29 protein-coding genes are annotated in these 26,162 nt (G+C 67.4%); 19 read left to right on the plus strand and 10 right to left on the minus strand.

Annotated features, from left to right (window positions below):
• The first annotated feature begins 24 nt into the window (after window positions 1-24).
• A complete protein-coding gene (locus tag FU658_RS05205; protein WP_147891115.1) occupies window positions 25-597 on the plus strand; it encodes an NnrU family protein in 573 nt (190 codons plus the stop codon).
• A 180-nt stretch (window positions 598-777) separates the two neighbouring features.
• The gene (locus FU658_RS05210; protein WP_147891116.1) at window positions 778-1,404 is read left to right on the plus strand and encodes a hypothetical protein; all 627 of its coding nucleotides are present in this window, start codon (window positions 778-780) and stop codon (window positions 1,402-1,404) included.
• Window positions 1,405-1,620: 216 nt separating this feature from the next.
• On the opposite strand, the gene FU658_RS05215 is transcribed toward FU658_RS05210, so the two are convergent.
• Entirely contained in the window at window positions 1,621-3,456 is a 1,836-nt protein-coding gene (locus FU658_RS05215) for a glycerophosphodiester phosphodiesterase family protein (protein WP_187265935.1), read from the minus strand.
• A gap of 252 nt (window positions 3,457-3,708) precedes the next feature.
• Between FU658_RS05215 and FU658_RS14340 the strand changes: the two genes are divergently transcribed.
• Window positions 3,709-4,053: a hypothetical protein gene (locus FU658_RS14340; protein ID WP_187265936.1), complete on the plus strand. Its 345-nt coding sequence runs from the start codon at window positions 3,709-3,711 to the stop codon at window positions 4,051-4,053.
• Window positions 4,050-4,301: a hypothetical protein gene (locus tag FU658_RS05220; protein ID WP_147891118.1), complete on the plus strand. Its 252-nt coding sequence runs from the start codon at window positions 4,050-4,052 to the stop codon at window positions 4,299-4,301. The genes FU658_RS14340 and FU658_RS05220 overlap by 4 nt, the downstream gene beginning before the upstream one ends.
• Before the next feature lie 65 nt (window positions 4,302-4,366).
• Here FU658_RS05220 and trmY read toward each other — a convergent pair whose 3' ends face one another.
• Genes trmY through FU658_RS05245 form a run of 5 tightly spaced genes read right to left on the minus strand, consistent with a single transcriptional unit; the run spans window position 4,367 to window position 8,841 of the window.
• On the minus strand, window positions 4,367-4,960 hold the full coding sequence (gene trmY / locus FU658_RS05225) for a tRNA (pseudouridine(54)-N(1))-methyltransferase TrmY (RefSeq protein ID WP_147891119.1): 594 nt from the start codon (window positions 4,958-4,960) through the stop codon (window positions 4,367-4,369).
• Between the two features lie 4 nt (window positions 4,961-4,964).
• Window positions 4,965-5,822: a PA4780 family RIO1-like protein kinase gene (locus FU658_RS05230; protein ID WP_147891120.1), complete on the minus strand. Its 858-nt coding sequence runs from the start codon at window positions 5,820-5,822 to the stop codon at window positions 4,965-4,967.
• 48 nt (window positions 5,823-5,870) lie between these two features.
• Window positions 5,871-7,061 carry a sensor histidine kinase gene (locus FU658_RS05235; protein WP_147891121.1) on the minus strand — a complete coding sequence of 397 codons (1,191 nt, stop codon included), beginning with the start codon at window positions 7,059-7,061 and terminating at the stop codon, window positions 5,871-5,873.
• Complete coding sequence (locus tag FU658_RS05240) at window positions 7,058-7,777, minus strand: response regulator transcription factor (protein ID WP_187265937.1); 720 nt, start codon at window positions 7,775-7,777, stop codon at window positions 7,058-7,060. Before FU658_RS05240 ends, FU658_RS05235 begins: the two co-directional genes overlap by 4 nt.
• 8 nt (window positions 7,778-7,785) lie before the next feature.
• A complete protein-coding gene (locus tag FU658_RS05245) occupies window positions 7,786-8,841 on the minus strand; it encodes a type 1 glutamine amidotransferase domain-containing protein (RefSeq protein WP_147891123.1) in 1,056 nt (351 codons plus the stop codon).
• A 270-nt stretch (window positions 8,842-9,111) separates the two neighbouring features.
• Between FU658_RS05245 and FU658_RS05250 the strand changes: the two genes are divergently transcribed.
• A complete protein-coding gene (locus FU658_RS05250; protein WP_222708358.1) occupies window positions 9,112-9,687 on the plus strand; it encodes a hypothetical protein in 576 nt (191 codons plus the stop codon).
• 96 nt (window positions 9,688-9,783) lie between these two features.
• Here the strand turns inward: FU658_RS05250 and FU658_RS05255 are convergent, their stop codons facing one another.
• Window positions 9,784-10,758, minus strand: a complete 975-nt coding sequence (locus FU658_RS05255) for a DUF3667 domain-containing protein (protein WP_147891124.1) — start codon at window positions 10,756-10,758, stop codon at window positions 9,784-9,786.
• 70 nt (window positions 10,759-10,828) lie between these two features.
• Here FU658_RS05255 and FU658_RS05260 point away from each other — a divergent pair, with 70 nt between their 5' ends.
• The 3 genes from FU658_RS05260 (at window position 10,829) to gltS (ending at window position 13,953) form a co-directional block, all read left to right on the plus strand.
• Window positions 10,829-11,776 (plus strand): diacylglycerol/lipid kinase family protein, encoded by a 948-nt coding sequence (locus FU658_RS05260; protein ID WP_147891125.1) that lies wholly within the window; start codon window positions 10,829-10,831, stop codon window positions 11,774-11,776.
• A complete protein-coding gene (locus FU658_RS05265; RefSeq protein ID WP_147891126.1) occupies window positions 11,773-12,630 on the plus strand; it encodes a metallophosphoesterase family protein in 858 nt (285 codons plus the stop codon). The genes FU658_RS05260 and FU658_RS05265 overlap by 4 nt, the downstream gene beginning before the upstream one ends.
• A gap of 108 nt (window positions 12,631-12,738) precedes the next feature.
• The gene (gltS, locus tag FU658_RS05270; RefSeq protein WP_147891127.1) at window positions 12,739-13,953 is read left to right on the plus strand and encodes a sodium/glutamate symporter; all 1,215 of its coding nucleotides are present in this window, start codon (window positions 12,739-12,741) and stop codon (window positions 13,951-13,953) included.
• Here gltS and FU658_RS05275 read toward each other — a convergent pair.
• Window positions 13,943-14,377, minus strand: coding sequence for a thiol-disulfide oxidoreductase DCC family protein (locus tag FU658_RS05275; RefSeq protein WP_147891128.1), 435 nt, complete (start codon window positions 14,375-14,377; stop codon window positions 13,943-13,945). The genes gltS and FU658_RS05275 overlap by 11 nt on opposite strands.
• Window positions 14,374-14,925 (minus strand): GbsR/MarR family transcriptional regulator, encoded by a 552-nt coding sequence (locus FU658_RS05280; protein ID WP_147891129.1) that lies wholly within the window; start codon window positions 14,923-14,925, stop codon window positions 14,374-14,376. The genes FU658_RS05275 and FU658_RS05280 overlap by 4 nt, the downstream gene beginning before the upstream one ends.
• An 87-nt stretch (window positions 14,926-15,012) precedes the next feature.
• Between FU658_RS05280 and FU658_RS05285 the strand changes: the two genes are divergently transcribed.
• The 7 genes from FU658_RS05285 (at window position 15,013) to FU658_RS05315 (ending at window position 21,106) form a co-directional block, all read left to right on the plus strand.
• Window positions 15,013-16,092, plus strand: coding sequence for an NAD(P)H-binding protein (locus tag FU658_RS05285; protein WP_147891130.1), 1,080 nt, complete (start codon window positions 15,013-15,015; stop codon window positions 16,090-16,092).
• Window positions 15,990-16,580: a carboxymuconolactone decarboxylase family protein gene (locus FU658_RS05290; RefSeq protein WP_147891131.1), complete on the plus strand. Its 591-nt coding sequence runs from the start codon at window positions 15,990-15,992 to the stop codon at window positions 16,578-16,580. Before FU658_RS05285 ends, FU658_RS05290 begins: the two co-directional genes overlap by 103 nt.
• A gap of 27 nt (window positions 16,581-16,607) precedes the next feature.
• The gene (locus tag FU658_RS05295; protein ID WP_147891132.1) at window positions 16,608-17,165 is read left to right on the plus strand and encodes a DUF3228 family protein; all 558 of its coding nucleotides are present in this window, start codon (window positions 16,608-16,610) and stop codon (window positions 17,163-17,165) included.
• 22 nt (window positions 17,166-17,187) lie between these two features.
• Complete coding sequence (locus FU658_RS05300; RefSeq protein WP_147891133.1) at window positions 17,188-17,961, plus strand: TonB family protein; 774 nt, start codon at window positions 17,188-17,190, stop codon at window positions 17,959-17,961.
• Between the two features lie 140 nt (window positions 17,962-18,101).
• The gene (locus FU658_RS05305; protein WP_187265938.1) at window positions 18,102-18,878 is read left to right on the plus strand and encodes a hypothetical protein; all 777 of its coding nucleotides are present in this window, start codon (window positions 18,102-18,104) and stop codon (window positions 18,876-18,878) included.
• Window positions 18,879-19,114: 236 nt separating this feature from the next.
• The gene (locus tag FU658_RS05310; protein ID WP_147891134.1) at window positions 19,115-20,536 is read left to right on the plus strand and encodes an SLC13 family permease; all 1,422 of its coding nucleotides are present in this window, start codon (window positions 19,115-19,117) and stop codon (window positions 20,534-20,536) included.
• A gap of 129 nt (window positions 20,537-20,665) precedes the next feature.
• Window positions 20,666-21,106 (plus strand): hypothetical protein, encoded by a 441-nt coding sequence (locus tag FU658_RS05315; RefSeq protein WP_147891135.1) that lies wholly within the window; start codon window positions 20,666-20,668, stop codon window positions 21,104-21,106.
• A gap of 91 nt (window positions 21,107-21,197) precedes the next feature.
• Here the strand turns inward: FU658_RS05315 and FU658_RS05320 are convergent, their stop codons facing one another.
• The gene (locus FU658_RS05320; RefSeq protein WP_147891136.1) at window positions 21,198-22,277 is read right to left on the minus strand and encodes a hypothetical protein; all 1,080 of its coding nucleotides are present in this window, start codon (window positions 22,275-22,277) and stop codon (window positions 21,198-21,200) included.
• A gap of 156 nt (window positions 22,278-22,433) precedes the next feature.
• Between FU658_RS05320 and FU658_RS05325 the strand changes: the two genes are divergently transcribed.
• From FU658_RS05325 to FU658_RS05340, 4 genes are all read left to right on the plus strand, one after another.
• Window positions 22,434-23,357, plus strand: a complete 924-nt coding sequence (locus tag FU658_RS05325; RefSeq protein WP_147891137.1) for a M14 family metallopeptidase — start codon at window positions 22,434-22,436, stop codon at window positions 23,355-23,357.
• A gap of 94 nt (window positions 23,358-23,451) precedes the next feature.
• Entirely contained in the window at window positions 23,452-23,943 is a 492-nt protein-coding gene (locus FU658_RS05330) for a TspO/MBR family protein (protein WP_147891138.1), read from the plus strand.
• 85 nt (window positions 23,944-24,028) lie between these two features.
• Window positions 24,029-24,571: a hypothetical protein gene (locus tag FU658_RS05335; RefSeq protein WP_147891139.1), complete on the plus strand. Its 543-nt coding sequence runs from the start codon at window positions 24,029-24,031 to the stop codon at window positions 24,569-24,571.
• A 432-nt stretch (window positions 24,572-25,003) separates the two neighbouring features.
• A complete protein-coding gene (locus tag FU658_RS05340) occupies window positions 25,004-26,131 on the plus strand; it encodes a tetratricopeptide repeat protein (protein ID WP_147891140.1) in 1,128 nt (375 codons plus the stop codon).
• Window positions 26,132-26,162: the final 31 nt, after the last annotated feature.

The raw sequence follows: 26,162 nt of genomic DNA on the forward strand, positions 1-26,162 counted from the left end.
CGGCAAACGGATGGGGGGGCGAGCATGATTTGGATGATCCTGGGGTTGGTAGTGTTCCTTGGTGCGCATTCGGTGCGGGTGGCGGCACCCGCGTGGCGTCAGCGCATGATCGGGCGCGTGGGTGAGGGCACCTGGAAGGGCGTCTACAGCCTGGTGTCGATCATCGGCTTCGTGCTGATCGTCTGGGGCTACGGGCAGGCGCGGGCGGCGGGCACCACGCTGGTGTGGGTGCCGCCGGTGGGCATGCGCCACGCCGCCTCGCTGCTGACGCTGGTGGCCTTCGTGCTGCTGGTGGCCACCTACATGCCGCGCAACCACATCCGCCGTGCCGTCGGGCATCCGATGATCATCGGCGTGGCGCTGTGGTCGGTCGCGCACCTGCTGGCCAACGGCTGGCTGCATGCCATCGTGCTGTTCGGCGCGTTCCTGCTGTGGGCGCTGGTCGACTGGGCGTCCGCGGCGCGGCGTGGGCCGGTGGTCGTTGCACCGGCCAGCGCCATGATGACCGCGCTGACCGTGGTGGTCGGCGTGGTGGCGTGGCTGGTGTTTGCGATGTGGCTGCATCGAATGTTGATCGGGGTGGCACCTTTTGGTTGATCCAGCAGTTCTTCAGGGGGAATGAGGATGATGATGTCGGGAGCATCCGGGCGTGGCCCCGGAGGTTGGGCAGTGCTTGGTCGGGGGCTGGTGCTGTGTGTCGGTCTGGTGCTTGTGGTCGGCTGCATGCCCGCCCGGAACCTGACATTGGCGGACGTTCCACCGCCCGCCAGGCAGTTCGTGACCGATGCCACTCAACCGGATGCCTATCCGGGGTTTGGCGCCGCGGAAGGCAACATCTACAGCTGCCGCTATGGCATTTCCCTGCAGAAGACCGAGGAGTTCAGTCCGCCCAAGGCACGCATGTTCGAGGCGCTGCTGGCCGCAGCCTGGCCGGAAGTCGAGTCGCGCGAGGTGGTGTTGCATCGCTTCGACATCTACGACAACAAGCGCTTGAGGCTGTTGTCCAACGCGGGCAACTTCATGGGCGGAGCCATCGGTGCCGCCGTCTCTTCCTCCGCAAGGCGGGCCACCGGAGATCGCGTGTTCACTGACCGCCTGGTGGTTCACGTCGACCCGGATCCGTCCTACGTGCCCGACGACGAAAACCCGATCGGGTGCAATGGTCGCGGCGAGGGGGAGTACTTCGCATCCGAGATCAGCGCCGGGCACAGCGTGATGGTGACGTGGCTGCGCTTCGACGTGGACGGCACGCCGTATCACCTGCGCACCTTCTATCCCTATCAGGAGATCACGCTCGATGCGCTGGAGCATGCCAAGCGCGAAGCGGTGCGCCTGAGCGTGGCCGCCGCCGTCGACCTGGCGCGCGATGGTGCGGTCGCAGGGGCGCAGGAGGCGGGCTTGTAGCCGGGTCCGGGGTTTCAGGGTTTGGTGTGGTCGATATTCTCAGCGAGAGTGAGGATGACCGTCGTGGGGTGACCGACCATGAAAAATCCACCTACGGCGGCGTAGAGAAGGTGGAGGATGGCCGGGAGTGGGTGCGCCTGCGGAGGGGCCTGCTGTGGAACACGCCGGTCGAATGAGGGGCCGTGTTGTCCCGCTCGACGTAGCGAGGAGCTTCGCTCAGCGCCGGAACCAGCTGCGCAGTCTTGCCAGCAGCAACTCCACGTCGGTCAGTTCGGCCCGCTCGGTCCGCACCCGGACCGCTTCGGCGGGCACGTCGGTGCTGATGTCGTGCACGCCCAGGTCCATGTAGCGCGCCATCAGTACCGGGTCGTTGACGGTCCACACCTGCAGTAGGTACCCGCGGCGGCGTGCGTCGGCCACCACCGAGGCGTCTACCCGCACGTGGTTGAGGCCCAGCATGTCGAAGTCGGTGCGGCGTGCGGTGCCCGGCAAGGCGGCATTGGCGAACAGGGCCAGTCGCGCCTGCGGAGCCACCACGCGTGCCGCGCGCACCAGGTCGGGCGACAGCGAGGCGAGGATGACGGCGTCCCAGTGGCCGCCGTCCTCGATGACCGCCACGGTGGCGTCGAGCAGGGCCTGGGCATTGCCGGGGTCGGGCTTGAGCTCCACCAGCGCCTGCGCGCGTCCGTCGAGGAAGTCGAGCGCCTCGGCCAGCGTGGGGATGCGCTCACCCGAGAACACGGGATCGAACCAGCTGCCCACGTCGATGTCGCGCATGTCCGACAGGGGTGTATCCACGACGGCCCGCGAATCGCCTGCCATGCGCCGGAAATCGCTGTCGTGGAACACGATCACGGCGCCATCGGCGCTGAGCCGCACGTCGAACTCGATCGCATCCGCGCCGGCGTCGAGGGCGGCCTCGAAGGCGGCCAGCGTGTTTTCCGGGGCCACGGCCGATGCGCCGCGGTGGGCGGTCACGGTCACCTCGCGGCCCAGGTTCATGCTGACCACGGCGAACGTCGCCTGCACCAGCGCCACGACCAGAACGACCGCCTCGGCGCCGCCGACGAAACGTCCCGGGCGGGGCGGCACCGCGTCCGCGTCTTGGACACCAATGACACCCCCGAGCCGGTGGAACAGCGCACGCACCAGCAGCGCGTTCGCCGTGGTGCCGAGGAACAGCACACCCAGCACCGTGGCGGCGTAGAGGGTGAGGTAGCCCACCATTCCGGCGCTCACCAGCCAGCGATTCGCCGGGATCTGGTCCAGCAGTGGGGTGGCCGCGCGGTCGTACCCCAGCGTCACCAGCACCGGCAGGGCGGCGATGGCCAGCGCGACACCCACCACCAGCAGTGCGATGCGCAGGTGCCGGCCACGCGTGAGGGCGCGGCTGCGGGTAAGCGCCGCCACCGGGGACAGGCCCTCCAGCACCAGCGCGGGCGTGGCCAGCAGCCAGCGGAAGTAGAGCGTGGCGTGCAGGAACAGGCCGGCTGCCAGAACCGGCAGGAAGCCGCCGAGGAACCACCACAGCGCGGCGGGTTGCACGGTGATGACGTAGTAGGGGTCGAGGTTTCCAAGCAGCAGCCAGTACAGCCCGATGCCGACCACCAGCCAGGGCAGCGCCAGCACCGCATGCGCCAGCACCTGGCAGCCCGTCAGCGCGGCCAGCGGCGCCGCGCGCCGGAGCATGCCGCGCAATGCCGCCGCGGCGATGCGGTAGCGGCAGCCGTGGCTGGCCGACACCAGCAGCATGCCGGCCTGTTGCAGCATGACCGCGAACAGCGCGAGCGCACCGGCCAGCATCAGCCAGCCGAGCGCCAGCACGATGTCGATCAGACCGTCGAACTCGCCGGCGAGCGGGCGCTCGATCCAGTGCAGCAGCGCGGCGAGCGACCAGGTGCTCAGTGGGGCGGCGGCAACCACCGCGAAGGCAGTGAACAGCAGGTACCAGGCGAGCATCGGGCGCAGGTGGCGGCGGAGGTCCTGCCGCATGTCCTGGATGAGGATGCCGCGCAGCAGCTGGCGGTCGTCCGGGATCGTCGGGCGTTCCATCCCATCTAGTGATCCGCTTTCGATGTGCCCGCCTGGCTCGTTGTGCATCGGGCGATTGTAGACAGTGGCGGACAGGGCATCGAACTGGCGATCAACACGCTGTTCATCGCACCCGGGTAGGGGGCCCGCGCGTCGAGGAACCGGGCCCCAGCTCGAGGATTGCGGCCAATGATTCCGAGGGGGAAGTGGTTGGGCTATAGTCCCGCCGGGGGCGCCCACCGGCGCAGCAGAAAGCATCTCAGGGGACTTCAGATGGAAATCTCGCAGCGGCGCAATGCGAACCGCATTCGCTTCACGTTTGGCGAAGCAAGTCTGCAGTATCAGCAGCAGGATGGTTCCGGAAGCCGAAGCTTCAGTGTCGATTACGTGGACATTTCCCGTGACCGGCAGACGCTGGTCGAGCGCAACGACTGGTTGCGCAACGTGGGCCTGCTCTGGCTGGCGATCGGCGCGGTGATGACGGCAATCAACTGGATCGGTGGCAACTGGGGAATGCCGAACTTCTGGATCTTCATCGGCGCCGGTTGCTACGCCTTCTACCATTTCCGAAGCACGCCATTCACCATCCTGCCCACCCCGAAGGCAACCTGCTGGTGATCGACGATGCGAGTGGCGCGAAGGTTCTCGATGAGATCGCCACGCGACGCGCGGCCGCCTACCGGGCGGAGTACGACTTCTTTCCCGATGGTGAATCCCCGGATGATTCTCGCCGCCGGTTCAAGTGGCTGCATCAGGAGGAAGCGCTGACCGATGAGCAGCTGCAGGGGCGGTTGGCCCAGGTGGATGCGATGGAGGTTGCTCCGACCGCGCTCGAACCCGCAGCCGCCAGGCCACTGCTCAACTGAACCGACTTCGGGATCCAGGGGCGCGCCGGCTCAAGTCCGGTGCGCGTGCGGCGCCGATCAGGCGACTACCGCTGGTCCAGCTCGTGATGGATCAGCACCACGCATTGCGACGCGAACAGCATCGTCCTGCCCAGCGTGATGCGCTTCGCGCCCAGGCGGTCGAGGCTGTTGAAGGTCTTCTTCGGCATCGGAATGTGGTCGGTGAGCAGGAAGCAGGGGTTGCCCTGGAACATCTGCTCACGCATCGGCGTGCCTTTCGGGTCCATCACGAACAGCTCATGGCCCTCGGCCAGTTGCTTCACCAGCGCCTCGAAGCTCTGCGTGTGCACGGTGACGCCTGATTCCACCGGTCGCGTCTCGTCCTTGCCCATGCCCCGGGACGCATCCAGCGCCCGGGCGACCTTGCCCAGCAGCGCCCGCTCGTTGAAGCCGCCGATGTCATGCATGGCGTTGGCCTCGAAGCGGATCGTGCGCGAGTAGTCCTGCGTGCTTTCCAGCACAAGGTAGACCACCACGTCGGGGCGGTGCGACTGGGCCACGAAGATCGCGTTCATCAGCGTGTGCGCCAGGATCTCCGTATGCGCCTGGGTGCCCACGCCGGCCAGCAGGTTGGCGCTGTCGGTGGGCGCGGCGCGCGCCCTCAGTACGAAGGTGCGCATCGGCTCAATCCTCGTCGTCCTGCGCCTCGCGCCCCTGCTGGCGGATCAGCGCCACCTGGCGCGCGTCCTCGATCGCGTCGCGCACGCCGTCCAGGTCGACGGTGTGCTCATCGAAGGTGAACTCACCGGTCAGCGGCGTGTCGGGTTGCAACTGGCCGGCCTCGAAGATCGCCCACATCTCCTCGCCGTACCAGGTGTCCAGCAACTCCGGCGCCCAGCGGCCAAGCGTGGCGGTGAGGTTGTTGACGTCGCGCAGCAGCATGGTGCGCGCGGCGTTGTTGCCGGCGGCGCTGACCACCTGCGGAAAGTCGATGACCACCGGGCCCTCGGGGCCCACCAGCACGTTGTAGGCGGACAGGTCGCCGTGGATCAGGCCGCAGCACAGCATCCGCACCACCTCGCGCACCAGGATGGCGTGGAACTCGCGCGCCTTCTCCGGCGTCAGTTCCACCTCGGCCAGGCGCGGGGCGGCGAAATCGTTCGCATCGGTGATCAACTCCATCACCAGCACGCCGTGCAGGAAGCTGTAGGGCTCCGGCACGCGAACGCCGGCGGCACGCAGCTGGAACAGCGCGTCGACCTCGGCGTTCTTCCACTCGTCCTCCTGCTGCTTGCGGCCGTAGCGACTGCCGGACGCCACGGCGCGGGTCTCGCGGCTGCCGCGTGACTTGCGGCCTTCCTGGTACTGCACGCGCTTCTGGAAGCTGCGGTGCCCCATGTCCTTGAACACCTTGGCGCAGCGCACCTCGTTGCCGGCGCGCACCACGTACACGGCCGCTTCCTTGCCGCTCTTGAGCGGTCGCAGCACTTCGTCGATGACGCCTTCTTCGATCAGCGCCTGCAGGCTTGGTGGAGTCTTCACGGGGTCCCGGGGATGGGTCGCGCGGCGGAACGGCGCGACGGGGGCGCATTATCGCCGAAATTTCACCTGCACCTCGACCGCATCAGGGCGATGGTTGTGGCTGAGCGATCCGCCAAAGCGCTGCACGAGGCGCGAAACAAGCTCCAGGCCCAGGCCGAAGCCCGCCGTGCGGGAGTCCTCGGCGTACGGGTTCACCACGGACAGCCCGTCGGAATCGGCGTTCACCTCGATGATGCCGGGTCCGCCGTGCTGGATCGCATTCATCAGCAGGTTGGCTGCAATCGTTTCGATCACCTCCGCCGGCCACGGCCAGCACAGCCCGGGCGGCGCGTTCGCATGCAGGGCCTGCCGGCGGCTGTGTGCGAGTGGTGCGAACTCCTCGTCGAGTGCCGCCAGCAGCGTGTCCGCCGGGGTCGGAGGGGCCGAGGAGCGCACGCTGTCGCGTTCCAGCCAGAGGATGGCCTGGCTGGCACGGACAAGGCGCTGGTGGGCACGTCGCAGGCGCATCCACGCGGCGCCGTCATGGCGGTCCTCCTGCAGTGCGTCCAGGCTCGTGCGTGCCGATTGAAGCGGTGTCCTGAGTTCGTGGCCCAGGAAGGCGAGGGTTTCACGCTCGCGCTCCAGGGCGGTCAGCCGGGCGTCCCACGCGTCGGCACTGCGATGGGCGAGAAGGGCGAACTCTTCGATCGGCTCGTCGCGGGCCAGCTGGCGCAGGCTGGTGGTGTCCCCGGGCTCGCCGAGCGCATGCACCAGGGCATCCGCGCGGCGCGCCAACGTGCCGACGAAGCGATGCGCCAGCACCCAGGCCGCCAGGGTCAGCAGTGCCGCGATCGCCAACAGCCAGGGCCAGCCCGTGCGCAGCGCGGCGTTGACGTAGAGCTGGTCAGTGACGTCATAGACCAGCAGGAAGTCGCGCCCCCCCTGGTCGCGCCCCGCCAGCACATGGACGTATGGGCCATCGGGCAACCGCAGTTCCCTGATCGCGCCGGGCCGGTGGGCCTGGAACGCGGCCAGGACCGCCGGCGGGGCATCCTGCGACCCATACCGGGTGAAGCCGGTCGGCAGGTGGACGGCGCCCTCCACGACGGTTTGACCCACGTCGCGCAGGCGGCGGTCGATGAACTGGTCTTCCAGCAGGAACAGCAGCAGGAGCGCCATCGCCGCAAAGCCGGCGAACAGCGTCACGCCAAACGTGATCCATTGCCGCGCCAGCACACTTCGCAGGCGCAGGCGCCTCATTCGCCGACCTCGAACCGGTAGCCGATGCCGCGCTCGGTGGCGATCGGCCGGGTGCCGAAGGCCGACAGCAATGCCTGCCTGAGCTGCCACACGTGTGCACGCAGCGGGTCGCTGTGCGGTGGAAGGTCTCCCCACAGGCGGTCGATCAGCTGCTGGCGCGACACGCAGGCCGGGTGGGCCTGCATCAGCTGGGCCAGGATCGCCACGCCGCTGACGTGCAGCTGCAAACGCTTGCCGCCATGGGTGAGCAGTCCGGCGGACTCGTCGAGTCGATAGTCGCCCACGCACAGGGCGGTGGATCTTGGGCCCGCCGCGACGTGGGTGGCGATCGCGCGGATGCGCGCCAGCAGCTCGGCCGGCGCCACCGGCTTCACCAGCCAGTCCACGGCCCCGGCATCGAAGCCCTTCAGCTTGTCGTCCAAAGCGCCCCGGGCCGTCAGGAACAGCACCGGCTGGATGATCTGCTGGCGCGCCTTGAGGTCGCGGCACAGGCTGATGCCGTCCTCGCCCGGCAGGTTGACATCCAGCACCAGCACGTCGAACGCTTCCTCGCGCAGTCGGGCCCGGGCCTGGGTCGCGGAGTAGGCGAAGTCGACCGACAGTCCATGGGACTGCAGGTAGTCGCCGAAGCCGGCGGCTACGTCCAGATCGTCTTCGACCAGCAGCACGTTGATGCGTGCCGGCGACACCAGTGCGCCCATTGCCTCGCCGCCCATTCGTGATGTCACACCCGCGCCAGGCGCTGCAACTGCCAGGCGCTGCGCAATTCCCACTGCATCGCTGCCACCACCGCGTGCATCAGCAGCAGGCGCTTGTCCGCACGAGGCGCTTCGCGCTTGAGCGCGATCGCCGCGCCCAGGCCCTCGCGCCGGTACACGTGCAGCAGGCTGACACTCACTTCCTCCGGTGTCACCTCCCGGGGCAGGGGCTCGTGACCCAACACACGGATCATCGTCTCGGCGACCTCCCAAGTGGACCATGGATTCTGTCCGCTCACGAGGCGACCGTCCACGATGGTGTGGCCCAGGTACATCGGTGCCTCATGGAAGGTGGCGCCGTGGGCGATGAGTTCGTCCTGCAGCAGGAAGGGAAAGCGGTCGCGTGCCTCCGGGATCAGGAACAGCTCCTCGGCGTTCGTGAAGCCGGTCACCTGGCGATCCCGGAGCCAAGGGCTGCCGTCTTCGCGCAGCACGCCGACCAGCGCGGCCGGTCCATGGCACACGGCGCCGACAACACCGTTGCGGGCGTCGATGGCGGAAACGATGCGGGCGATGTCGGGGTTGTGCGGGAAGTCGAACATCGTGCCCTTGCCGCCGACGAAGTACACCGCGGCGTAGCGTTCCGGATCCACCTGGGCCAAGGGAAGCGTCGTGGCCAGTTTCCGGCGGATGTCGGGGTCGTTGAGGAAGGCGTAGTCGGCATCGGTGACGTCATCGCTGTCCACCACCATCTCCGGTGCGCCACCCATGGGGCTCGCCACGTCGACCTCGTAGCCGTTCACGGTGAACACCCAGTAGGCGCGTGAGAGCTCGGTCAGTTCGTAGCCTGCCCGTTTCCCGTTGTCGGGAAATCGCCCGGTGCTGGTGACGACTGCCAGGATGCGGCCGCGGCGCTCGGGAGTCTGCAGCTGCAGGTAGGGCAGTTCGGCGGCAAGCGCCAAGGGGTCGGCTCGAGGCTCTTTTTCCAGATCCAGCGTGGCGTACCAGATCCAGCCGGACAGGCCGAGGCTGGTCACCAGGGCCACCATTCCGCCCAGCAAAACCCATGTGAAAGTGCGCATTGGTCCATCCCGTGCCGCCGGTTGGCGGGTTCGGGAGGGATGGTGGCTCGCCGAGGTAAAACGAATGTCCGCGACGCCCCGGGCAGGCAGGTCACGAACCAGGATGCGCCGGAGGGGCGTGTTCGGGCATTTTGCGCTGAACGTAGCCCCAGTGGCGTCGATGGAGACGTGCGCTTACACCGAAATGGCCCGTGCGCTGCACGCCCCCGTAATGCCCCTCACGTGACACTGGACTTCGGCCAAGGAGGCCGATGACCAAGGAGCTGGGACATGAACGACAGAATGGATGGGCACAACAGGACGGGTGGCCAGGACACGAAGCGCGCGCCCGACACGAAGCACGACCACGACGGTAAGCATGACGCCAACCGGGATCCGATCACCGGAGCGCCCGGGGCCCATCCCGTCGGCACGGGCGTGGGCGCGGCTGCCGGAGGAATCGCCGCCGGTGCTGCCGCCGGCACGTTGGCCGCCGGGCCTGTCGGCACGGTGGTGGGCGCGGCAGCCGGTGCCATTGTCGGCGGGCTGGCGGGCAAGGCAGTGGGCGAGAAGATCAACCCGACCGTTGAGAACGCGCACTGGCGGGAGAACTACAAGAACGAACCGTATTACAAGGCAGACCACGGTTACGAAGACTACGAGCCCGCCTACCAGACGGGCTACGAAGCCCGTGCGCGTCATGCGGATCGCGACTTCGACGATGTCGAGGAAGACATGCGCATGGATTACGAAAAGCGGAAGGGCAACTCGCGCCTGGGTTGGGAAGATGCCAAGCCGGCCAGTCGTGCGGCCTGGGATCGAGCCGATGGCAAAACCTCCCGGGCATCCGAGGACCGCAGTCACTGATCCGAGCGCCTCGCGTTCACTGTTCATGTTCAACGCACCCGCGGATCCCGGAGGCGGGGTCCGCGGCCCGTGCCAGTCGCGGCGGCAGGTTCCAACTCAGCTGAAGGCGTACACCACCATGAACTGGACGGTGCGGTAGACCAGATAGTTGGTGACGCCCAGTACCAGCAGGAACGCCATGGCGGCAAGTAGCGCCCGCCACCATGGCGTGGCGTAGACGCGACGGATGGCTAGGGTGGTATAGCCCAGCACCACGATCAGCATGATCGGCCGCCAGGCGTGGAACATGGCCACGTACCAGCTGCCGCCCAGGGCATTGGCGACCAGCGAGGCCGGGCCGATGGTGAGTTCGATGAAGAGCACCAGGAAAGTGAACAGGTGCAGGGCGACGACGAAGTGCTCGGCGAAGTAGAGCCGACGGCTGCGGTACATGGCGGCCAGCGCAAGCGCCAGGAACGGCACGTGCAGGATGATCAGCAGCTTGCTGATCGCGCCGGAGCGGGCGTCGTAGTCGCGCGCATAGTCCACCATCGTGTAGCCGACGCGGCCCCCGCTGCGCTCAAGCCGATCGGCGTTGCGACGCTCCACCCGGGCGCGCACCCAGTCCGCCGTGATGGGGCTGTGGACCTGGCCCCTGAAGTTTTCGATGGTTTCGCGCGCCCTCGGACTGATCCGTTCGGGGTCATCGAAGGACTCCATGGCGATGTCGCCGGGCACCTGGTTGTAGAAGGGCAGGGTGAAGTCGGTCAGCGCCGGCGCAAGGAAGTACAGGACGTTGGCGATGACGAACAGGGTGATCGGTGGCAGCCAGTGGGTCCGTCGCCCGGCGATGTAGTCTCGCGACAGGACGCCGGGGCGAAACAGCAACGCGCGGATGCTGCGCCAGAAGCGGCTGTCCAGATCGGTCATCGCCCCGAAGAACTGCCCCAGCAGGTGTCCCAGGCGACGATCGGACTCGCGCAAACGGCGCTGCCCGCACTGGGCGCAGAACCCGCCCTGCAGGGTCGCGCCGCAGTTGCGGCACTGTGTCGAGTCCAGGCTTCCCGGCTGGACGGGCTGGTCGTCGGCCATGGGCGAAGCTTAGCCCAGCCTGCGACGGCCGTTTATGTCCGGGTAACCGCCGCGGAACTATCGTCGCGCCATGACCTTTTCCCAGCCCGCACCGGATGCCCCGTTCTTCGTCGTCATCAATGCCGCCTCCGGCCACGTCGATGCGGAGGAGGTCATGGCCTGCATCGGCGGCATCTTCGATGAAGCCGGACGACGCCACGAGTTCCTGCAAGTCCTCGATCCCTCCCAGCTGTCGAGCACGGCCGAAGAAGCGGTGAAGCGGGCGATCGCGCAGGGAGGCGTGGTGGTGGCCGCCGGTGGCGACGGCACGTTGAGTGCGGTAGCGCAGGCGGTGCACGGCCGCGGGCCGGCCTATGGGGTGTTGCCACAGGGCACCTTCAACTACTTCGGGCGGGTCAACGGCATTCCCCAGGAGCTGGAGAAGGCGACCCGGGCGCTGTTGCGTGCGCGGGTGCAGCCGGTGCACGTGGGTCGGGTCAACGGCCGCGCGTTCCTGGTCAATGCCAGCCTGGGGCTTTACCCGCAGGTGCTGCAGGATCGCGAGAAGGCCAAGCAGCAGCTGGGGCGCAATCGCTGGGTTGCGATCTATTCCGGGCTGCGCACGCTGGCCGGCCATGTGCGCCAGCTGAGCCTGGAGTTCGAGCAGGGCGGGAAGCGCCGCGTGCTGAAGTCACCCACGCTGTTCGTGGGCAACAACCAGCTGCAGCTGGAGCGGATCGGCATCGGCGAGGCCGCCGCGCTGGACGCCGGGCAGCTGGCGGGCATCGTCGTGCGGCCGACCTCGTTCTGGGCGCTGTTGTGGCTGGCGCTGCGTGGTGCGCTCGGCAAGCTTGGCGACTCCGACAACGTCGAGAGTTTCGCTTTCAAGCGACTTTCCGTCAGTCCGCACGGTGCGCGCCGGGCCAAGGTGGCGCTGGACGGCGAGATCCAGTGGCTGGACACGCCCCTGGTGTTCGAGGTGCCCGAGCCGCTGCCGCTTATGCTGCCCTTGCCGGAGGATCGCGTGGAGGTCGAATGAGTGTGCTCTTGCAGGTGTCCGATCCGCATTTCGGGACACAGGTCGACGAGGTGGTGGAGGCGCTGGTGGCCTTCGCGAAGGACAAGCGGCCCGACGTGTTGATGCTGTCGGGCGACATCACCCAGCGGGCGCGGCGGGAGCAGTTCCTGGCGGCGAGGGCGTTCTGCGACCGCCTCGGCATCGGCGTGGAGCTGGCGGTGCCGGGCAATCACGACATCGCGCTGTTCGATGTGTTCACCCGCGTTGTTGCCCCGTATCGCCACTATCGCGAGTCGTTCGGCAACGATCTCGAACCGGTGCTCGACACGCCCGACCTGCTGGTGATCGGCGTGAACTGCACGCGGCCGTGGCGCCACAAGCACGGGGAAATCTCCAAGGCGCAGATCAGACGAATTTCCGACCGGTTGGCCCGGGCTGGCACCGGACAGCTGCGCGTCGTGGTGACCCATCAACCGGTGGACGTGCCGACGGGAAGCGACGAGAACAACCTGGTGCGCGGCCATGCCGATGCCGTCCACGCCTGGGTGGAGGCGGGTGCGGACATCCTGATGGGTGGGCACATCCATCTGCCCTTCATCCGCCCGCTGGCGCAGCGCTACCCGGAGCTGCGACGCGCCGCGTGGTGCGTGCAGGGCGGCACGGCGGTGTCGCACCGGGTGCGTGCTGACCGGCCGAACTCGGTCAATCTGGTGACACATGTCGCCAACTCGGGACAGGCCGTGGTGGAGCGCTGGGACTTTGCGGGCGAGGGCGGGTTCGAATGCGGCGAGCGCGTCGAACTGGTGCTGGACCGTTCCACCAATCATGGATCGGATCGCACCAGGCAGGGCGCCTACCGCGAATCGCACTCTTGAGGGCGGCACGGGGCCTTGAGGTTCCGCTGCTGACGGGGGCCCGGTAGTGTGGGTGGTGCGCCAAGCGCCACGTCGCACCTCGCTGCCTACGGAAAGCCTGTCGATCCGATGCAGGACACGCCCACAATCCTGGTCAACACGCCCATCACGCTCGCGTTGGCGATCGTCGCTTTGTGGCTGGGTTATCACATCAACCAGCGCATCCACTTCCTGCACAAGTACAGCATTCCCCCGGCGGTGTCGGGTGGCTTGCCGATCAGCGTGGTGGTCGCCCTGGTCGAGCTGGGCAGCGGCTGGGAGATCCGCTTCGACCTCCACCTTCGCGACCTGTTGCTGATCGCGTTCTTCAGCACCATCGGCCTGTCCGCCAAGCTGCGGCAGATGCTGGAGGGCGGCCGGCTGCTGGCGATCATGCTGGGGCTGGCCGTGGTCTTCCTGGTGTTCCAGAACCTCACCGGCACGCTGCTGGCGATGTTGACGGGGCAAAGCCCGCTGTACGGCCTGATCGGTGGCAGCATTTCCCTCGCGGGCGGTCATGGCACGGCGATCACCTGGGGGCAGATGTTCGAGGAGCACTTCGGCCTGGAGAACGCCAGCGCGATGGGCATGACCTTCGCCACGGCGGGCCTGATCACCGGCGGGTTGATTGGTGGGCCGGTCGGCGGCTACCTGATCCGCCGCCATGGCCTGACGTCGGAGGAACGCGACCCCGAGCTGCCGCATGTCGACGTGGGCAAGAAGGTGACCTACCTCATCGAGCTCAACAGCCTGCTGACCGCGGTGCTGCTCATCACGCTGTGTTTCGCGCTGGGTGCGGCCGTGTACGACTGGCTGTCGGGCTTTGGGCTGCGCCTGCCGGCGTTCCTGACCGCGATGTTCCTGGGCATCGTGATCACCAACACGCTGGAGCTTTCCAAGGTGGAGGTGGACCACCGGCCGATCCAGCTCGTGGGCGACATGAGCCTGCAGCTGTTCCTCGGCATGAGCCTGATCAGCCTGCCCCTGCTGTCGCTGCAGGGAGCACTGGGTCTGATCAGCCTGGTGATGCTGGCGCAGGCACTGGTCATCACCGTCTTCACTGTGTGGGTGGTCTTCCCGCTGCTGGGTCGCACCTACGATGCGGCCTGCATCAGTTCGGGCTTCATCGGCATGGGCCTGGGCGCCACCCCGGTGGGCATCGCCAACATGAATGCGCTGACCAGCCGCTTCGGGCCGAGCCCCAAGGCCTACCTGGTCATTCCCCTGCTGGGCGCGTTCTTCATCGACATCGCCAACGCCACGCTGGTGCAGATCCTGCTGGGATTCGGCTTGTTCAGCGCTTGAGCGTTGGATTCACTCGCTTGCGGTGCAGCAGCTTCGACAGCACCGGTGCGAGACCCAGGCGGGAAAGCCATTTCCGGTTCCGGGCGATGAGCGGATACAGGCGGTCGAGCAACGGACGCAGGCGAGGATGCCCGAGCACCTGGGCGGTGCGACTCAGGCCGGTGGCGCCGTAGGCGAGTTCGAACACCTCCACGCCGTTGAACCACCGGCCCTGGGCGTCGCGGGCCTGGATCCGGGCCATGGCCGTGTCGACGGAGATGCCCTGCTGCTCGAGGTCGGGGTCGGCGAAACCGGGCCCGGAACAATCCACCAGTTCCAGTGCGTCGTTCTCATCGCGCGACTTCAGCCCGTGCAGCTCGGAACGGCACATCGGGCAACTGGCGTCGTAATAGATGCGCAGCGGAAAGCTGGCTTTGCTCGTCATGTCTTCTTCCCCTCCCGGACCAGTTTCTGGATGCGGCTGCCGAGCTTCATGATCTTCATCAGCGTCGCCGGCTCCAGCCTCAGCATCTCCTCGCCCCAGGACGACAGGGCGTTCATCAGCGCCAGCGTCTCGTTGATCCGCTTGCGGGCGCCGGGGTCCTCCGCGGCGAAGTCGGGGTCGTTCACGCATTCGGTGAGCATGCCGACCGTGGGGTCGAACTCGCGTGATTTGCGCTCCCGGATCACGGTACGGAACAGTTCCCATACGTCCTGCGAGGTGGAGAAGTGGTCGCGGCGGTCGCCCAGTTGGTGGACCACCTTGACCAGGTTGAGGTTCATCAGCTCGCGCAGGCTGTTGCTGACGTTGGAGCGCGCCACCACCAGCGTTTCGGCGATCTGCTCGGCGTGCATCGGCTGGCCGGTGATGAACAGCAGGGCGTGGATCTGCGCCACGGTTCGGTTGACGCCCCAGCGCGAACCCATCTCGCCCCAGTGCATGACGAAGCGACGGCTGATCGGCGTGAGGATGTCGGTTGCGGGCGTATCCATGTGCGGCTTTCCGAAGGGCTTGTGCTCAAGCTAGACCTGTCATACATTTCTGTCAAGACAGAAATAACTGACGGGACGGGGTGGCGCATGGACAGGCTCGGGGGAGTGGCGGAGAAGGAGCGGCACGCGGCAGGGCCGATGCGTGTGCTGGTGCTTGGCGGGTCGGGTTTCATCGGGCGGCACGCCTCGGCCGCGCTGCAGGCAGCGGGATGCGATGTGGTGGTCGGAACGCGCGATCCGGCCAAGGCGCGCCGCAAGCTCCTCTCGCCCTCGCCGCAGTGTGCCTTCCGCCGGGTGCGCCTGGAGCGCCACCTTGATCCGCGAAGCTGGGAAGCGGTGCTCGAAGGCGTCGACGCGGTCGTTAACTGCGTCGGCATCCTTCGCCAGCGCGGCCGCGAAACCTACGACCGCGTGCACCATCTTGCGCCCGCGGCGCTGGCGGCGGCCTGTGCCGAGGGGGGAATCCGCCTGGTGCACGTCTCGGCATTGGGTCTGCGCGCGCCGGTACGCAGCCGCTTCCTGCATTCCAAGCGCGATGGCGAGGATGCCATCCGGGCGTGCGGGGGCGACTGGTGCATCGTCCGGCCTTCCCTGCTGGACGGGCGTGGAGGCTTCGGGGCGCGATGGATCCGCCGGGTGGCTGGCTGGCCAGTGCATGCGCTGCCCGCGAACGCCACGGGGCGCATCGCTGCGCTGGACGTGTGCGACCTGGGCGAGGCCCTGGCGCGGCTGGTCGTCGGGCCTCGCATGGATGGGCCATCCCGCGAGTTCGAGCTTGGCGGGCTGCAGGAGCGCTCCATCGGGGAGCAGCTGCGCGCGATGTCGCCAAGGACCCGCCCGCCCCTGGGCGTCAAGGTGCCCGTCTGGCTGGCGCGACTGGCAAGCCACGTGTGCGACCTTCTGCATGTCACCCCCTATTCGTTCGGGCACTACGAGCTGTTGCGCTTCGACAATTGTCCCCGGCCCAACCGCTTGCCCGAGGTGCTGGGCAGGCTGCCGCGCCCGGTTCCGGCAGCCGAGGGTGGCATCATTCGTTTTACGTCATCGCAATCGAAGGAACCCGCATGCCGCTTGTCACGCCACTGCCCGCCGACCATGACGCCGAAGTCGCTGAGCTGGCGAAGTTCTTCAACGAAACGCTCGGCTTCTGCCCCAACAGCGTGCTGACGATGCAGCGCCGGCCGGCGATCGCGCGGGCGTTCATCGAGCTCAACAAGGCGGTCATGGCCAACGAGGGTCGTGTGACCGCCGAGCAGAAGCGCCTGGTCGGCTACCTGACATCGGCCAATACCGGTTGTCGCTATTGCCAGGCGCACACGGTCCTTGCAGCGCACCGGTACGGTGGCAGCGATGCCCGCCTGGAGTCGATCTGGAGCTTCCGGGACAGCGCGCTGTACAGCGACGCCGAGAAGGCGGCGTTCGAGTTCGCGCTGGCGGCGTCCGCCGTGCCGAACGCCGTCGATGACGCGATTTCCGCCAGGATGCGCGAGCACTGGGACGAGGGCGAGATCGTGGAGATCCTGGGCGTGGTGTCACTGTTCGGCTATCTGAACCGCTGGAACGACAGCATGGGGACCACTCTGGAGGACGGTGCACAGCAGGCCGGCGAGCGCTGGCTGGGCGCCGGGGGCTGGTCCGCTGGAAAGCACCGCTGAGGCTCCTTTCAAGCACTCGGGATCCACATGTCCATCGTTCTCACCGACTTCGCACGCACTCGTCTGTTTCCGCGCGAGCCGCGCCGCAATACCATCCAGGACTGCACGCCGGAAGATTTCGAGCGCCACCTCAACGACGAGCCACCGCTGAAGGTGCTCGACGGTTACGCGCCATTCTGCAAGCTGCACGTGCACCGCAACTGGACGTCGACGCGTTGCATCGCCGTGCCGATCACCGATGTGAATCGCCACCTGCTGCGCTCGGACTACGAGGCGCGCTCGTCCGACGAACTGCCGGTGCTGGTGCGCTGGTTCGAAGGCGTGGACCCGCCGGTGGCCGGCTACCTGGTGGTGATCCTCTACGACCGCGCGCAGCTGGCGAAGGAGGGCACGAGGATAGACGCCGACTGGGGCGTGGTGGGCTGCCTTTACACCGCCGAGCCGGAAGAGATCCCCATGGCACCGATCACGATGCTGCGCAATGCACTCGGCGTGGAGGAGGGCGGCTCCGGCGTGTCGCTGGATCGCGCGGCGTATGCGCGGAGCGTGGCCTTCTGGAGCACGCACGCGAACTGGCGGGGGTGAGCTTCTGCCGCTGCTAGAGTAGATGGCCAATCACAAGGAGAGGACGGGCATGAAGCTTTTGTCGTGCGCAGCATTGCTTGCTTTGGGTTCCCTGGCCTTCGGGGCCCGGGCTGGCGACGTCGTGGAGCGTACCTATTCACTGGATGTGGTGGTGTCGGCCGACGGTTCGGTGAAAAGCGCGCAGGCGCGCGAGGGTGCCCCGCCGTCGGTGGCCTCGTTCCTCGAAAGCCGTGTAGGTAGCTGGAAGTTCCAGCCCGGCAACGTGGACGGCGAGCCCGCCGAGACCGAGACCACGGTATCGGTGCGTTTGCAGGCGCGCCCCAGCTCGGATGACCCGGAACGGGCCGAGGTTGCGGTGATCGAAGCGGCGACCGGTGCCTCCTCGCTCACCACCACGACGCCGCGCTACCCGCCCGGCGTGGCTCGCCGTGGCATCGAAGGTGCCGTGGTCGTGGCCGTGGACATCGACGGGGAGGGTGCGGTGCTTGACGCGCGGCCTTTCGAGCATGCGCCACGCGTGGACCGCACGCTGCAGCGCGCCGTGCTGGATTCCATGGCGGACTGGACCTTCACCCCTGAGCGGGTGGCGGGCGAGGGAATGCCGGCCACGGTCGTGGTGCCGGTGTGCTTCACGATGCATCGCATGGGTTCGCGTGGGCCAGTGGACGTTCAGACGCCGCCTTGCGAGTACTCGCTCACGGGTGAGCCTGAAGGTGAAATGCGAACCCTTTCGGTGACTTTGGACCCTGCGGCAAGGCTGCTCAGCGATCCGACCGCGGAGCCGACTGCCGACTGATCCCGCCGGTCTTCACCTCGTCGCTACCTTGCTGAATCCTCGGTGGATTGCGGACCGTGCAAGCCGCTGTTCATGTTGATCTTTGTCGTAGGGGTCGTAGGGTGGGAGTCGCCATATCAAACCTACAAGGAGGTTGACGAATGAGTACTCCCGGCGAACACGTACGCGAAACGGCGGTCGCCCCAGGCCGCCCTGCAGTAGCCACCGTCGCCGACCCCGCGACAGAGGTCTCTTCCAACGAATCCGCGGTCTCGTGGTCGGCGATCTTCGCCGGTGCGGCTGCGGCTGCCGCGCTGTCACTGGCGCTGGTGCTTCTGGGTGTGGGCTTCGGGCTCTCCACGGTTTCCCCATGGGCCTTTGAAGGCGTCTCTGCCGAGACATTCGGTTGGGGTGTCATCGTCTGGATCTGCCTGACCTCGATCATCGCCTCGGGAATGGGCGGCTATCTGACCGGACGGCTGCGCATCAAGTGGGTGTCGGTCCACGGGGACGAGACCTACTTCCGCGACACCGCGCATGGCTTCCTGTCCTGGGCGGTTGCCCTCCTGTTCCAGGCTGCCGTACTGACCACGGCGGTGGGCGGGATGCTCGGCACGGGTCTGCAGGCGGGCGCCCAGGCGACCGCGGGCACCGGCATGCCCGGTCAAGCGCTCGTCCAGGGCGATCAGCGCCCCGGCGCTGCTGGACAGGGCATGCAGCAGCAGGGCACACAGCCCGGCCAGCGTCCGCATGCCCGCATGGATCAGCGGCCGCAGACCGGCGTGGGGGCGATGGGTCCCCAGACGGCGCAGGACGTCGAGGAAGCACGTCGCCTCACGGCCCGTACCGCGCTGTGGCTCTTCATCTCGATGCTGATGGGCGCGTTTGCCGCCAGCCTGATGGCCACCTTTGGTGGGCGCCAGCGCGACGACCTTTGATTGCCTAGTCGATACAGGAGGTATCTGAAATGAAATTTCTTCTGCTTTGGTTCCTGGGAATTCCCATTCCCGTGTTGATCCTGCTCGCATTGATCTTCTGATCTTTTTGCGGACGAAGCGGACGGGGCCCGACAAGGCCCCGTTCGCGGTTTACCATCTGCCGCTGCGAACCCGCCCGGGGAGGGCATGTGGCGTCGGCAGCGGAGCGTAAATCAAAGGGGGCAGGTGAAGTATCGATGCGGGGCCGGGTCGGGCTGGTGCTCGGCCCGCTGTTGTTCGCCCTGTTCTATTTCATCCCGGCGCTGACCGGGCTTGAAGATTCGCCACGCGCGGTCCTGGCGGTGACGCTGTGGGTGGCCACGTGGTGGATCACCGAGGCGCTGCCGATCCCGGCCACGTCGTTGATGCCGATCTTCCTGTTGCCGATCACCGGCGGTGCGGACGAGCGCACCGCCTCGATGGCCTACGGCAACCCGATCGTATTCATGTACATGGGCGGCTTCACGATCGCGCTGGCGATCCAGAAGTGGGACCTGCACAAGCGCATCGCGATGGCGATCCTGACGATGGTGGGCACGGGCGGCAGCCGCATCACGCTGGGCATCATCCTGGCCACCGCCTTCCTGTCGATGTGGATCTCCAACGCGGCCACCGCGCTGATGATGCTGCCGATCGGACTGGCGCTGATCGAGGAGATCAAGCGCGAGCAGCTCTACGACGACGAGTCGCTCGGACGGTTTGCCAAGGGCCTGCTGTTGTCGATCGCCTACGCCGCCTCGATCGGTGGCCTGGCCACGTTGATCGGGTCGGTGCCTAATGCGGTGTTCGCTGCCGTGTCGGCGCAGAACCTGGGGCGCACGGTGACCTTCGCCGACTGGTTCTTCTTCGCGGCACCTCTGACGGTGCTGATGCTGGCGGTGTTGTACGTGTACATGACGAAGTTCCGGTTCCGCGTCCGCGCGCGCCAGGACATCGGGGCGGGGTTCGCCCGCGAGCAGCTGCACCGGCTGGGCCCGATGTCGTTCGAGGAAAAGGCGGTGCTGGCGGTGTTCGCCACCGTGGGCACGCTGTGGATCGGAAGCGGCTTCCTGCCCGAGCCATTGCGGCTGTCGGACACGTCGATCTCGATGATCGGTGCGGTCAGCCTGTTCCTGTTGCCGGCACGCAAGGGCCGCGGGCGGCTGATGGGCTGGCCGGACATGCGCAACCTGCCCTGGGGCCTGCTGTTGCTGTTCGGGGGCGGGCTGTCGCTGGCTGCCGCGTTCGAGTCCTCGGGACTCACGGTGTGGTTCGGCGGCCTTCTGGCTGGCCTGCAGGTGTTGCCCTACGTGCTGATCATCGTGTCGCTGGCCACGATCGTGCTGTTGATGACCGAGATCATGTCGAATACCGCGGTATCCAACATGCTGATACCGGTGGGCATCGGTCTGGCGCTTGGCATCGGCGCCGATCCGCACGCGATCATGGTGGTCATCGCCTTGTCCGCCAGCTGCGCCTTCATGCTGCCGATCTCCACGCCACCCAATGCAGCGGTGTTCGCGTCGGACTACATCACCATCGACGACATGGTGAAGGCGGGCATCGGCATGAACATCGCGGCGGTGGGACTGATCAGTGCGTTCGTGCTGCTGTGGCAGCCCATCGCGATGGGCTGCTAGCAGGCGCCACTTGCCCTGGCTCGGGTTGGCATCGCGCATGGGCCCCGGCGATGGCCGTTGCAGGGCAGGGTTGGCGTTGCTTGAAGTGCCGGGAACCCTCTCGGTATTCCACGCCAGAAGGATCAAGCCATGAAACGATTCATCGTGTTGGCTGCAGCTGTGCTTCTGCTTGCGTCAGGCTCGCTGCTTGCACAGGATTCGCGAAACTATACCGAAGGTTCCGTCACGGCCGTGACCGCTGTCCGGACGCACGACGGGCAGTTCGAGAACTACATGCGTTACCTGGGAGACCAGTACAAGCGCGTCATGGATGCGCAAAAGGAGGCGGAGAACATCCTCGACTACCAGATCTTCGCCACCATTCCACGCTCGCCGGATGATCCCGACATCTACCTGACGGTCACCTACGCCAATATGGCGGCGTTCGATGGCATGCAGGACCGCATGGACCCGGTGTCCCGCAGGGTGTCGGGGGAATCCCTGGACCAGTCGGAGCGTTCCTATGGCGAACGTGGCGAGATGCGACGGATCCTGGGCACCGAGCTGATCCGCCAGCAAATCCTCCGATAGCGTTCTGGCCAACAGCCCGCGCCGAAATCACAGACACGGGCTGTTGGCAGCTGTCCCACCCGGGCGGGCCACGGCGGCTGCAGTGCTCGCTTCAGCGTCCCTGCCGGACCACCAACGTATAGGTTCCCGGCCCCTCGGAGCCGAATGCGCGCACCCGCACCTCGTAGCGGCCCGCGGGCAGGTCCGCCTGCAGGCGCGAGTTGGTGCCTTCGCCTCCGTCGTCGTCCTCCAGCAGCAGCTCCTGCCCCTCGATCTCGATGACGGTGTCGAAGTCGTCGGAACGCAGGTCGAACGTGTAGGGGCCGCGTGTGTCGACCTGCAGGGTGTAGGTGTTCGGGGCGCGGGGCTCGAGCCAACCGGTGAGCATGCGGTCCAGCGGAAGCGGGCCTTGGTTGACCATGCCCGTCATGTCCGGCGCCGGCTGCGATGTCACCGCCAGCGTGTACAGGCCACTCGCGCTTTCTCCGCCGAAGGCGCTTACCCGAAGCGTGTACGTGCCGGGTTCCAGGATGGTTTCGACCAGCGAGTTGGAGCCATCGCCACCATCATCGTCCTCCCGCGACACACCGTTTCCAGTCACTTCCAGCACGGTGTCGAAGCTGTCCGATGCCAGTGCGATCGCATAGCGCGCCCGTTCGGTCACCTCCAGCGCATGGGTGGTCGCGCTGCCCTCGTGCCAGCCGCGCAGTTCGCCCGCATCCACCAGCGCGTCGGGCTGCTGCAGGTCGACCTGTTGGGCGGACAGCGTGAACGGGCCGAAGCCGCGGTGATCCTGGCCGCTGACGACCACGGTGTAGCTTCCCTCGGCGGGCGCACGGAAGCCTACCTGCGGTCGACTGCCCACGCCTGCGTCGGGCGCCTCGTGGGCCAGCAGGCCATTGTTCTCGTCGAGCACGGTGATGCTGCCGGCGAACGGGGCTTCCAGCTCGAGCAGTAGGATTTCGGGGGCACCCAGGTCGAGCCTGAAGTGCTGGTATCGACTGCCATCCTTCAGGTTGATGGGGCTGCCGGCCCTGAGTTCGCCGCGTACGCTGTCACCGATGGCGACGCGTGGCGTGGGGGCGGCGCTGTCGCGGGTGCCAAGGTGAGGTGTCAGCACCACGCCGGCGATGAAGGAACCGCCCATCAATGCCAGCGTCGTGACCGCCCAGACACCTCTTCGACTCGCCATCTACCGATCCTTCTGCTGGTGCCCCCGCGGGAGCCGAATTTGGCGGGCCTTTCCCGGCGTGTCGCCTGAGCGGGGATTGCACACCAATCATGTGGCCTGCACAAGCACGGGTGTTCACCGTATCCTCGTGAGCCCTCTCGATTTCGTGTGTCCGTGATGTCTGAGAACACCTATCCCGTCGGTACCCCCGGCCAGCCCTGGGGAGGGGCCGAACGCGCCCTCTGGCTCTCGCGCCAGACCCGGCACCGCAGCTATGCCACCGACGTGCTGTCGGTGGTCGAGCGCCTTCGCGATCGCTTCGATGTGCAGCAGTACGGCCAGCTGGACTATGGCGAGGACAGTTACCCGCTGATGGCGGTGCGCAGCCGCGACTGGCGAGAGGACCTGCCCACCGTGCTGGTGACCGGAGGCGTTCATGGCTACGAAACCAGCGGTGTGCACGGCGCGCTGCAGTTCCTGCAGACCGAGGCCGAACGCTACGCCGGGCGCGTGAACCTGCTGGTGGCGCCCTGCGTGAGTCCGTGGGCCTACGAGCGCATCCACCGCTGGAACGCCGACGCGGTCGATCCGAACCGCTCCTTCCGCGAGGACAGCCCTGCCGGGGAGTCCGCGGCACTGATGCGACTGGTCGCGCCGCTCGGGGACAGCATCGTGCTGCACATCGACCTGCACGAGACCACCGATACCGACGAGTCGGAGTTCCGTCCGGCCCTGGCCGCGCGCGACGGCAAGCCCTACGAGCCCGACCTGATCCCCGACGGCTTCTACCTGGTGGGCGACAGCGAGAATCCGCAGCTCGAGTTCCAGAAGGCGGTGGTCGAGGCGGTGGCCAAGGTGACGCACATCGCGCCGCCCGACGACCAGGGCGAGATCATCGGTTCCAAGGTGGTGTCCGAAGGCGTGATCCTCTACCCGTTCAAGCCCCTGGGCCTGTGTGCCGGCCTCACCAACGCCAGGTTCGCCACGACGACCGAGGTCTATCCCGACAGCCCGCGGGCCACGCCGCAGCAGTGCAACGATGCCCAAGTGACGGCGGTATGCGCGGCGATGGATTTCGCGTTGGGGCAGGCGGCCCGCTGAGCCGGCTTCACGCGGAGGCCTACCGCGCCTGCACTAGCCTGTTGCCCTCGTGACATCGACACGCACACACCAGGGGAGACAGGCTATGGAACGGATGTCCAAGGGGATGCAGGTGGCCGGCCTGGCCGGCTGGCTGGTGTTGTGCTTCCTGGCGGCGGCCATCGGCAGCGTGGGCTCGATGGAGGCGCCAAGCTTCTACGGCCAGCTGCAGCAGCCCGGCTGGGCGCCGCCACCGGCGGTGTTCGGCCCGGTGTGGACGCTGCTGTACACGCTGATGGCCATTTCCGCCTGGCTGGTGTGGCGGCAGGGCGGGTTCAAGGCGAACACGCTGGCGCTGGGGGTGTTCCTGGCCCAGCTTGCGCTCAATGCGTTGTGGAGCTGGACCTTCTTCGCGTGGCAGCAGGGCGCCCTGTCGCTGGCGAACATCGTGGTCCTGCTCGCGCTGATCGTGGCGACCATCGTGCTGTTCTGGCGCGTGCATCGATGGGCGGCGGCACTGCTGGTGCCCTACCTGCTGTGGGTCGGGTTTGCGACCGCCCTGAATTTCACTTTGTGGCGCCTCAACCCGGGGATTCTCGGCGGCTGATCCTCCCACCCGGGCGTGGCCCGCCCCCTGGTCTTTGCGCGTTGCTTGCTTCAGGAGTGGCAGGGCCCGCAACGCAGGAGGCGTCATGTCCGGTGTGGCCAGGCGCAAAGACGATTCGGGTGCGCCCGCGACATGGTGGGCCCGGCTTGCTGGCGGCATCCTTGTGTTGGTTCTGGTGTCGCTGGCGCTGGTGCGGGCGGAACTCGGCACGCGCCTGGATGGCTTCACGATCGACGAGCCGTGGCACATCGTGGCCGGGGCCAGCTACGCGCGCACCGGCGACTATCGGATCAATCCCGAGCACCCACCCCTGGTGAAACGGTGGGTGGGCGCATGGATGCCGGAGGCACTGCTGCCGCTGCCACCGCTCCAGGTGGTGCAGGACAAACCCCAGGAGCGGGAGCTGGTCGAGGCGACGGTGTTCGCCAGCCCGGACGTGGATGCCGTGCAGGAGCGCGCCCGTCGGGCCGCCATGGCGCTGAACGCACTGTTGCTGATGGCGCTGGCCCTGGTCTGCTGGCGCGCGCTCGGGTTTCCCGTCGCGGCGGTGTTGCTGGTCCTGGTTCTGGTGGAGCCGACGCTGCTGGCCCATCTTCCCCTGGTCATGACGACCTGCCGGTGGCGCTGACCTTGTTGCTGGCCGCGTTGGCCTGTGGAATGTTCGTTTGGCGCTGGCAATGGCGTTGGGCGGTAGCGCCGGTATCGCCATCGGGCTCGCGCTGGCCAGCAAGCATTCGGCCCTGCCGGGGATCGCCGCGCTGGGCGTGGCGCTGCTGGCCATGGTCCTGGTCAACCTGGTCGCCAACGGTTGGCACGCTGCGTTCCATCGGGCGGTGAAGCTGTCGGTGGTGGTGGTCGTGTCCGGCCTGGTGGTCTGGGCAGCCTATGGATTCCAGTTCACCGCCGGTCCCGACGGCAGCGACCACTACAACCGGACGCTCGAGCAGAAGCTCGACGACCTCCAGTCGCCGGCAATGGCGCAGGGGATCCGCATCCTCGACCGATCCGGCGCGTTGCCGCGGCCCTACCTGTGGGGCTTGGCCGACACGGTGCGCGCGGCGTGGACGGGCGGGGGCAGGCCGAGCATCGCCTGTGGGGCGTGGATCACGCCGGGCGGCCGCCTGCCCATGCCTGGCCCAGCCTGGTGCTGTCGAAGCTCCCGCTGGCCTTGGTGGTGCTCCTGCTGGTGGGCGGTATCGCGCTGGCGGTGCGGTTGCCGGTTTCCTCGCGCGCGCGCAGCGCATTGGCGATGGTGCTGGTCATGGCTGCCGGCTACGCGCTTGCGTTGCTGTTGTCCAAGGGCACCTACGCCGGTATCCGCCACGCATTGCCGGTGCTGATGGCGATGCTGCTGCTGGCCGCCGTCGGACTGTCGATGCTGTGGCGCGCGGACGGGCGCGCACGGGTGCCCGGCATGGCCCTGGCGGTTGGCGCATGGGCGCTGGCGGTGGCCACGACGCTGGGCGAGCCACGGCTTTACGAGTTCCACAACACCCTGGCGGGCGGCCATGTGGACGCGTGGCGGAACTTCCGCAACGAGAGCGTGGACCTTGGGCAGCGCATCCGCGAAGTCGCACGCTTCCACGACGAGGTGGTGGTCGGTTCGGGCCAGCCGCTGTACCTGTTCTACCGGGTCGGTGAGCCGGCCACGCGCCACTACCTGCCCGGCGAACGCAAGCTGGTTGACTCGATCCACGATGAACACGCCTTTGGCGAGTGGGAAGGCTGGTTCGTCTTCCCCATGCCCTATACCGAGCCCGAGCCGCGTTCGGACTGGGACCCCGCCGAGATCTTCGCCAACCTCGAGCTGGTGCAGAGGTTCGGGCATGTCGGGGTGTGGCAGGGACGCCTGAACCACCCACGCATGTGGGCGGGGTCGATGAGCGCGCGGGTGTGGGAGTACATCTACCAGCAGGGCGGCGACGACTGGGGTCTGGTCGCCCGGCGCCTGGACCAGGTGCTGGCGCTCAATCCCCACGCCTACTTCGCCGCTTTCGAGCTCGGAAACGCACGGCTCCGGCTGGGAGAGCGCGAGGCTGCGGTCGCCGCCTACCGGCGGGTGCTGGAACAGGACCGCTTCCCGATGGACCCCGACTTCGTCGCCCGGCTGTCGGCACACGTCCAGATCATCGAGCAGTCCAGCGACCTGGCCCACGTCTCGCCCATGCGCTCGCCGTTCCTTGAGTAGGGCCAAGGCCGGAAACAGCGCACGGAAGCAG

Source organism: Alkalisalibacterium limincola (genome assembly GCF_008017755.1).
Taxonomy (GTDB): Bacteria; Pseudomonadota; Gammaproteobacteria; order Xanthomonadales; family Xanthomonadaceae; genus Alkalisalibacterium; species Alkalisalibacterium limincola.

Bases quoted from the DNA above. Each gene is read 5' to 3' on its own strand.
- FU658_RS05255 (WP_147891124.1), bottom strand. From the start codon at position 10,758: ATGGCCGACGACCAGCCCGTCCAGCCGGGAAGCCTGGACTCGACACAG.
- trmY (WP_147891119.1), bottom strand. From the start codon at position 4,960: ATGCGCACCTTCGTACTGAGGGCGCGCGCCGCGCCCACCGACAGCGCC.
- FU658_RS14340 (WP_187265936.1), top strand. From the start codon at position 3,709: ATGGAAATCTCGCAGCGGCGCAATGCGAACCGCATTCGCTTCACGTTT.
- gltS (WP_147891127.1), top strand. From the start codon at position 12,739: ATGCAGGACACGCCCACAATCCTGGTCAACACGCCCATCACGCTCGCG.
- FU658_RS05300 (WP_147891133.1), top strand. From the start codon at position 17,188: ATGGCCAATCACAAGGAGAGGACGGGCATGAAGCTTTTGTCGTGCGCA.
- FU658_RS05290 (WP_147891131.1), top strand. From the start codon at position 15,990: ATGCCGCTTGTCACGCCACTGCCCGCCGACCATGACGCCGAAGTCGCT.
- FU658_RS05330 (WP_147891138.1), top strand. From the start codon at position 23,452: ATGTCCAAGGGGATGCAGGTGGCCGGCCTGGCCGGCTGGCTGGTGTTG.
- FU658_RS05240 (WP_187265937.1), bottom strand. From the start codon at position 7,777: ATGGGCGGCGAGGCAATGGGCGCACTGGTGTCGCCGGCACGCATCAAC.
- FU658_RS05315 (WP_147891135.1), top strand. From the start codon at position 20,666: ATGAAACGATTCATCGTGTTGGCTGCAGCTGTGCTTCTGCTTGCGTCA.
- FU658_RS05325 (WP_147891137.1), top strand. From the start codon at position 22,434: ATGTCTGAGAACACCTATCCCGTCGGTACCCCCGGCCAGCCCTGGGGA.
- FU658_RS05285 (WP_147891130.1), top strand. From the start codon at position 15,013: ATGGACAGGCTCGGGGGAGTGGCGGAGAAGGAGCGGCACGCGGCAGGG.
- FU658_RS05265 (WP_147891126.1), top strand. From the start codon at position 11,773: ATGAGTGTGCTCTTGCAGGTGTCCGATCCGCATTTCGGGACACAGGTC.
- FU658_RS05250 (WP_222708358.1), top strand. From the start codon at position 9,112: ATGAACGACAGAATGGATGGGCACAACAGGACGGGTGGCCAGGACACG.
- FU658_RS05205 (WP_147891115.1), top strand. From the start codon at position 25: ATGATTTGGATGATCCTGGGGTTGGTAGTGTTCCTTGGTGCGCATTCG.
- FU658_RS05280 (WP_147891129.1), bottom strand. From the start codon at position 14,925: ATGGATACGCCCGCAACCGACATCCTCACGCCGATCAGCCGTCGCTTC.
- FU658_RS05310 (WP_147891134.1), top strand. From the start codon at position 19,115: ATGCGGGGCCGGGTCGGGCTGGTGCTCGGCCCGCTGTTGTTCGCCCTG.
- FU658_RS05275 (WP_147891128.1), bottom strand. From the start codon at position 14,377: ATGACGAGCAAAGCCAGCTTTCCGCTGCGCATCTATTACGACGCCAGT.
- FU658_RS05320 (WP_147891136.1), bottom strand. From the start codon at position 22,277: ATGGCGAGTCGAAGAGGTGTCTGGGCGGTCACGACGCTGGCATTGATG.
- FU658_RS05305 (WP_187265938.1), top strand. From the start codon at position 18,102: ATGAGTACTCCCGGCGAACACGTACGCGAAACGGCGGTCGCCCCAGGC.
- FU658_RS05235 (WP_147891121.1), bottom strand. From the start codon at position 7,061: ATGAGGCGCCTGCGCCTGCGAAGTGTGCTGGCGCGGCAATGGATCACG.
- FU658_RS05295 (WP_147891132.1), top strand. From the start codon at position 16,608: ATGTCCATCGTTCTCACCGACTTCGCACGCACTCGTCTGTTTCCGCGC.
- FU658_RS05245 (WP_147891123.1), bottom strand. From the start codon at position 8,841: ATGCGCACTTTCACATGGGTTTTGCTGGGCGGAATGGTGGCCCTGGTG.
- FU658_RS05215 (WP_187265935.1), bottom strand. From the start codon at position 3,456: ATGGAACGCCCGACGATCCCGGACGACCGCCAGCTGCTGCGCGGCATC.
- FU658_RS05260 (WP_147891125.1), top strand. From the start codon at position 10,829: ATGACCTTTTCCCAGCCCGCACCGGATGCCCCGTTCTTCGTCGTCATC.
- FU658_RS05335 (WP_147891139.1), top strand. From the start codon at position 24,029: ATGTCCGGTGTGGCCAGGCGCAAAGACGATTCGGGTGCGCCCGCGACA.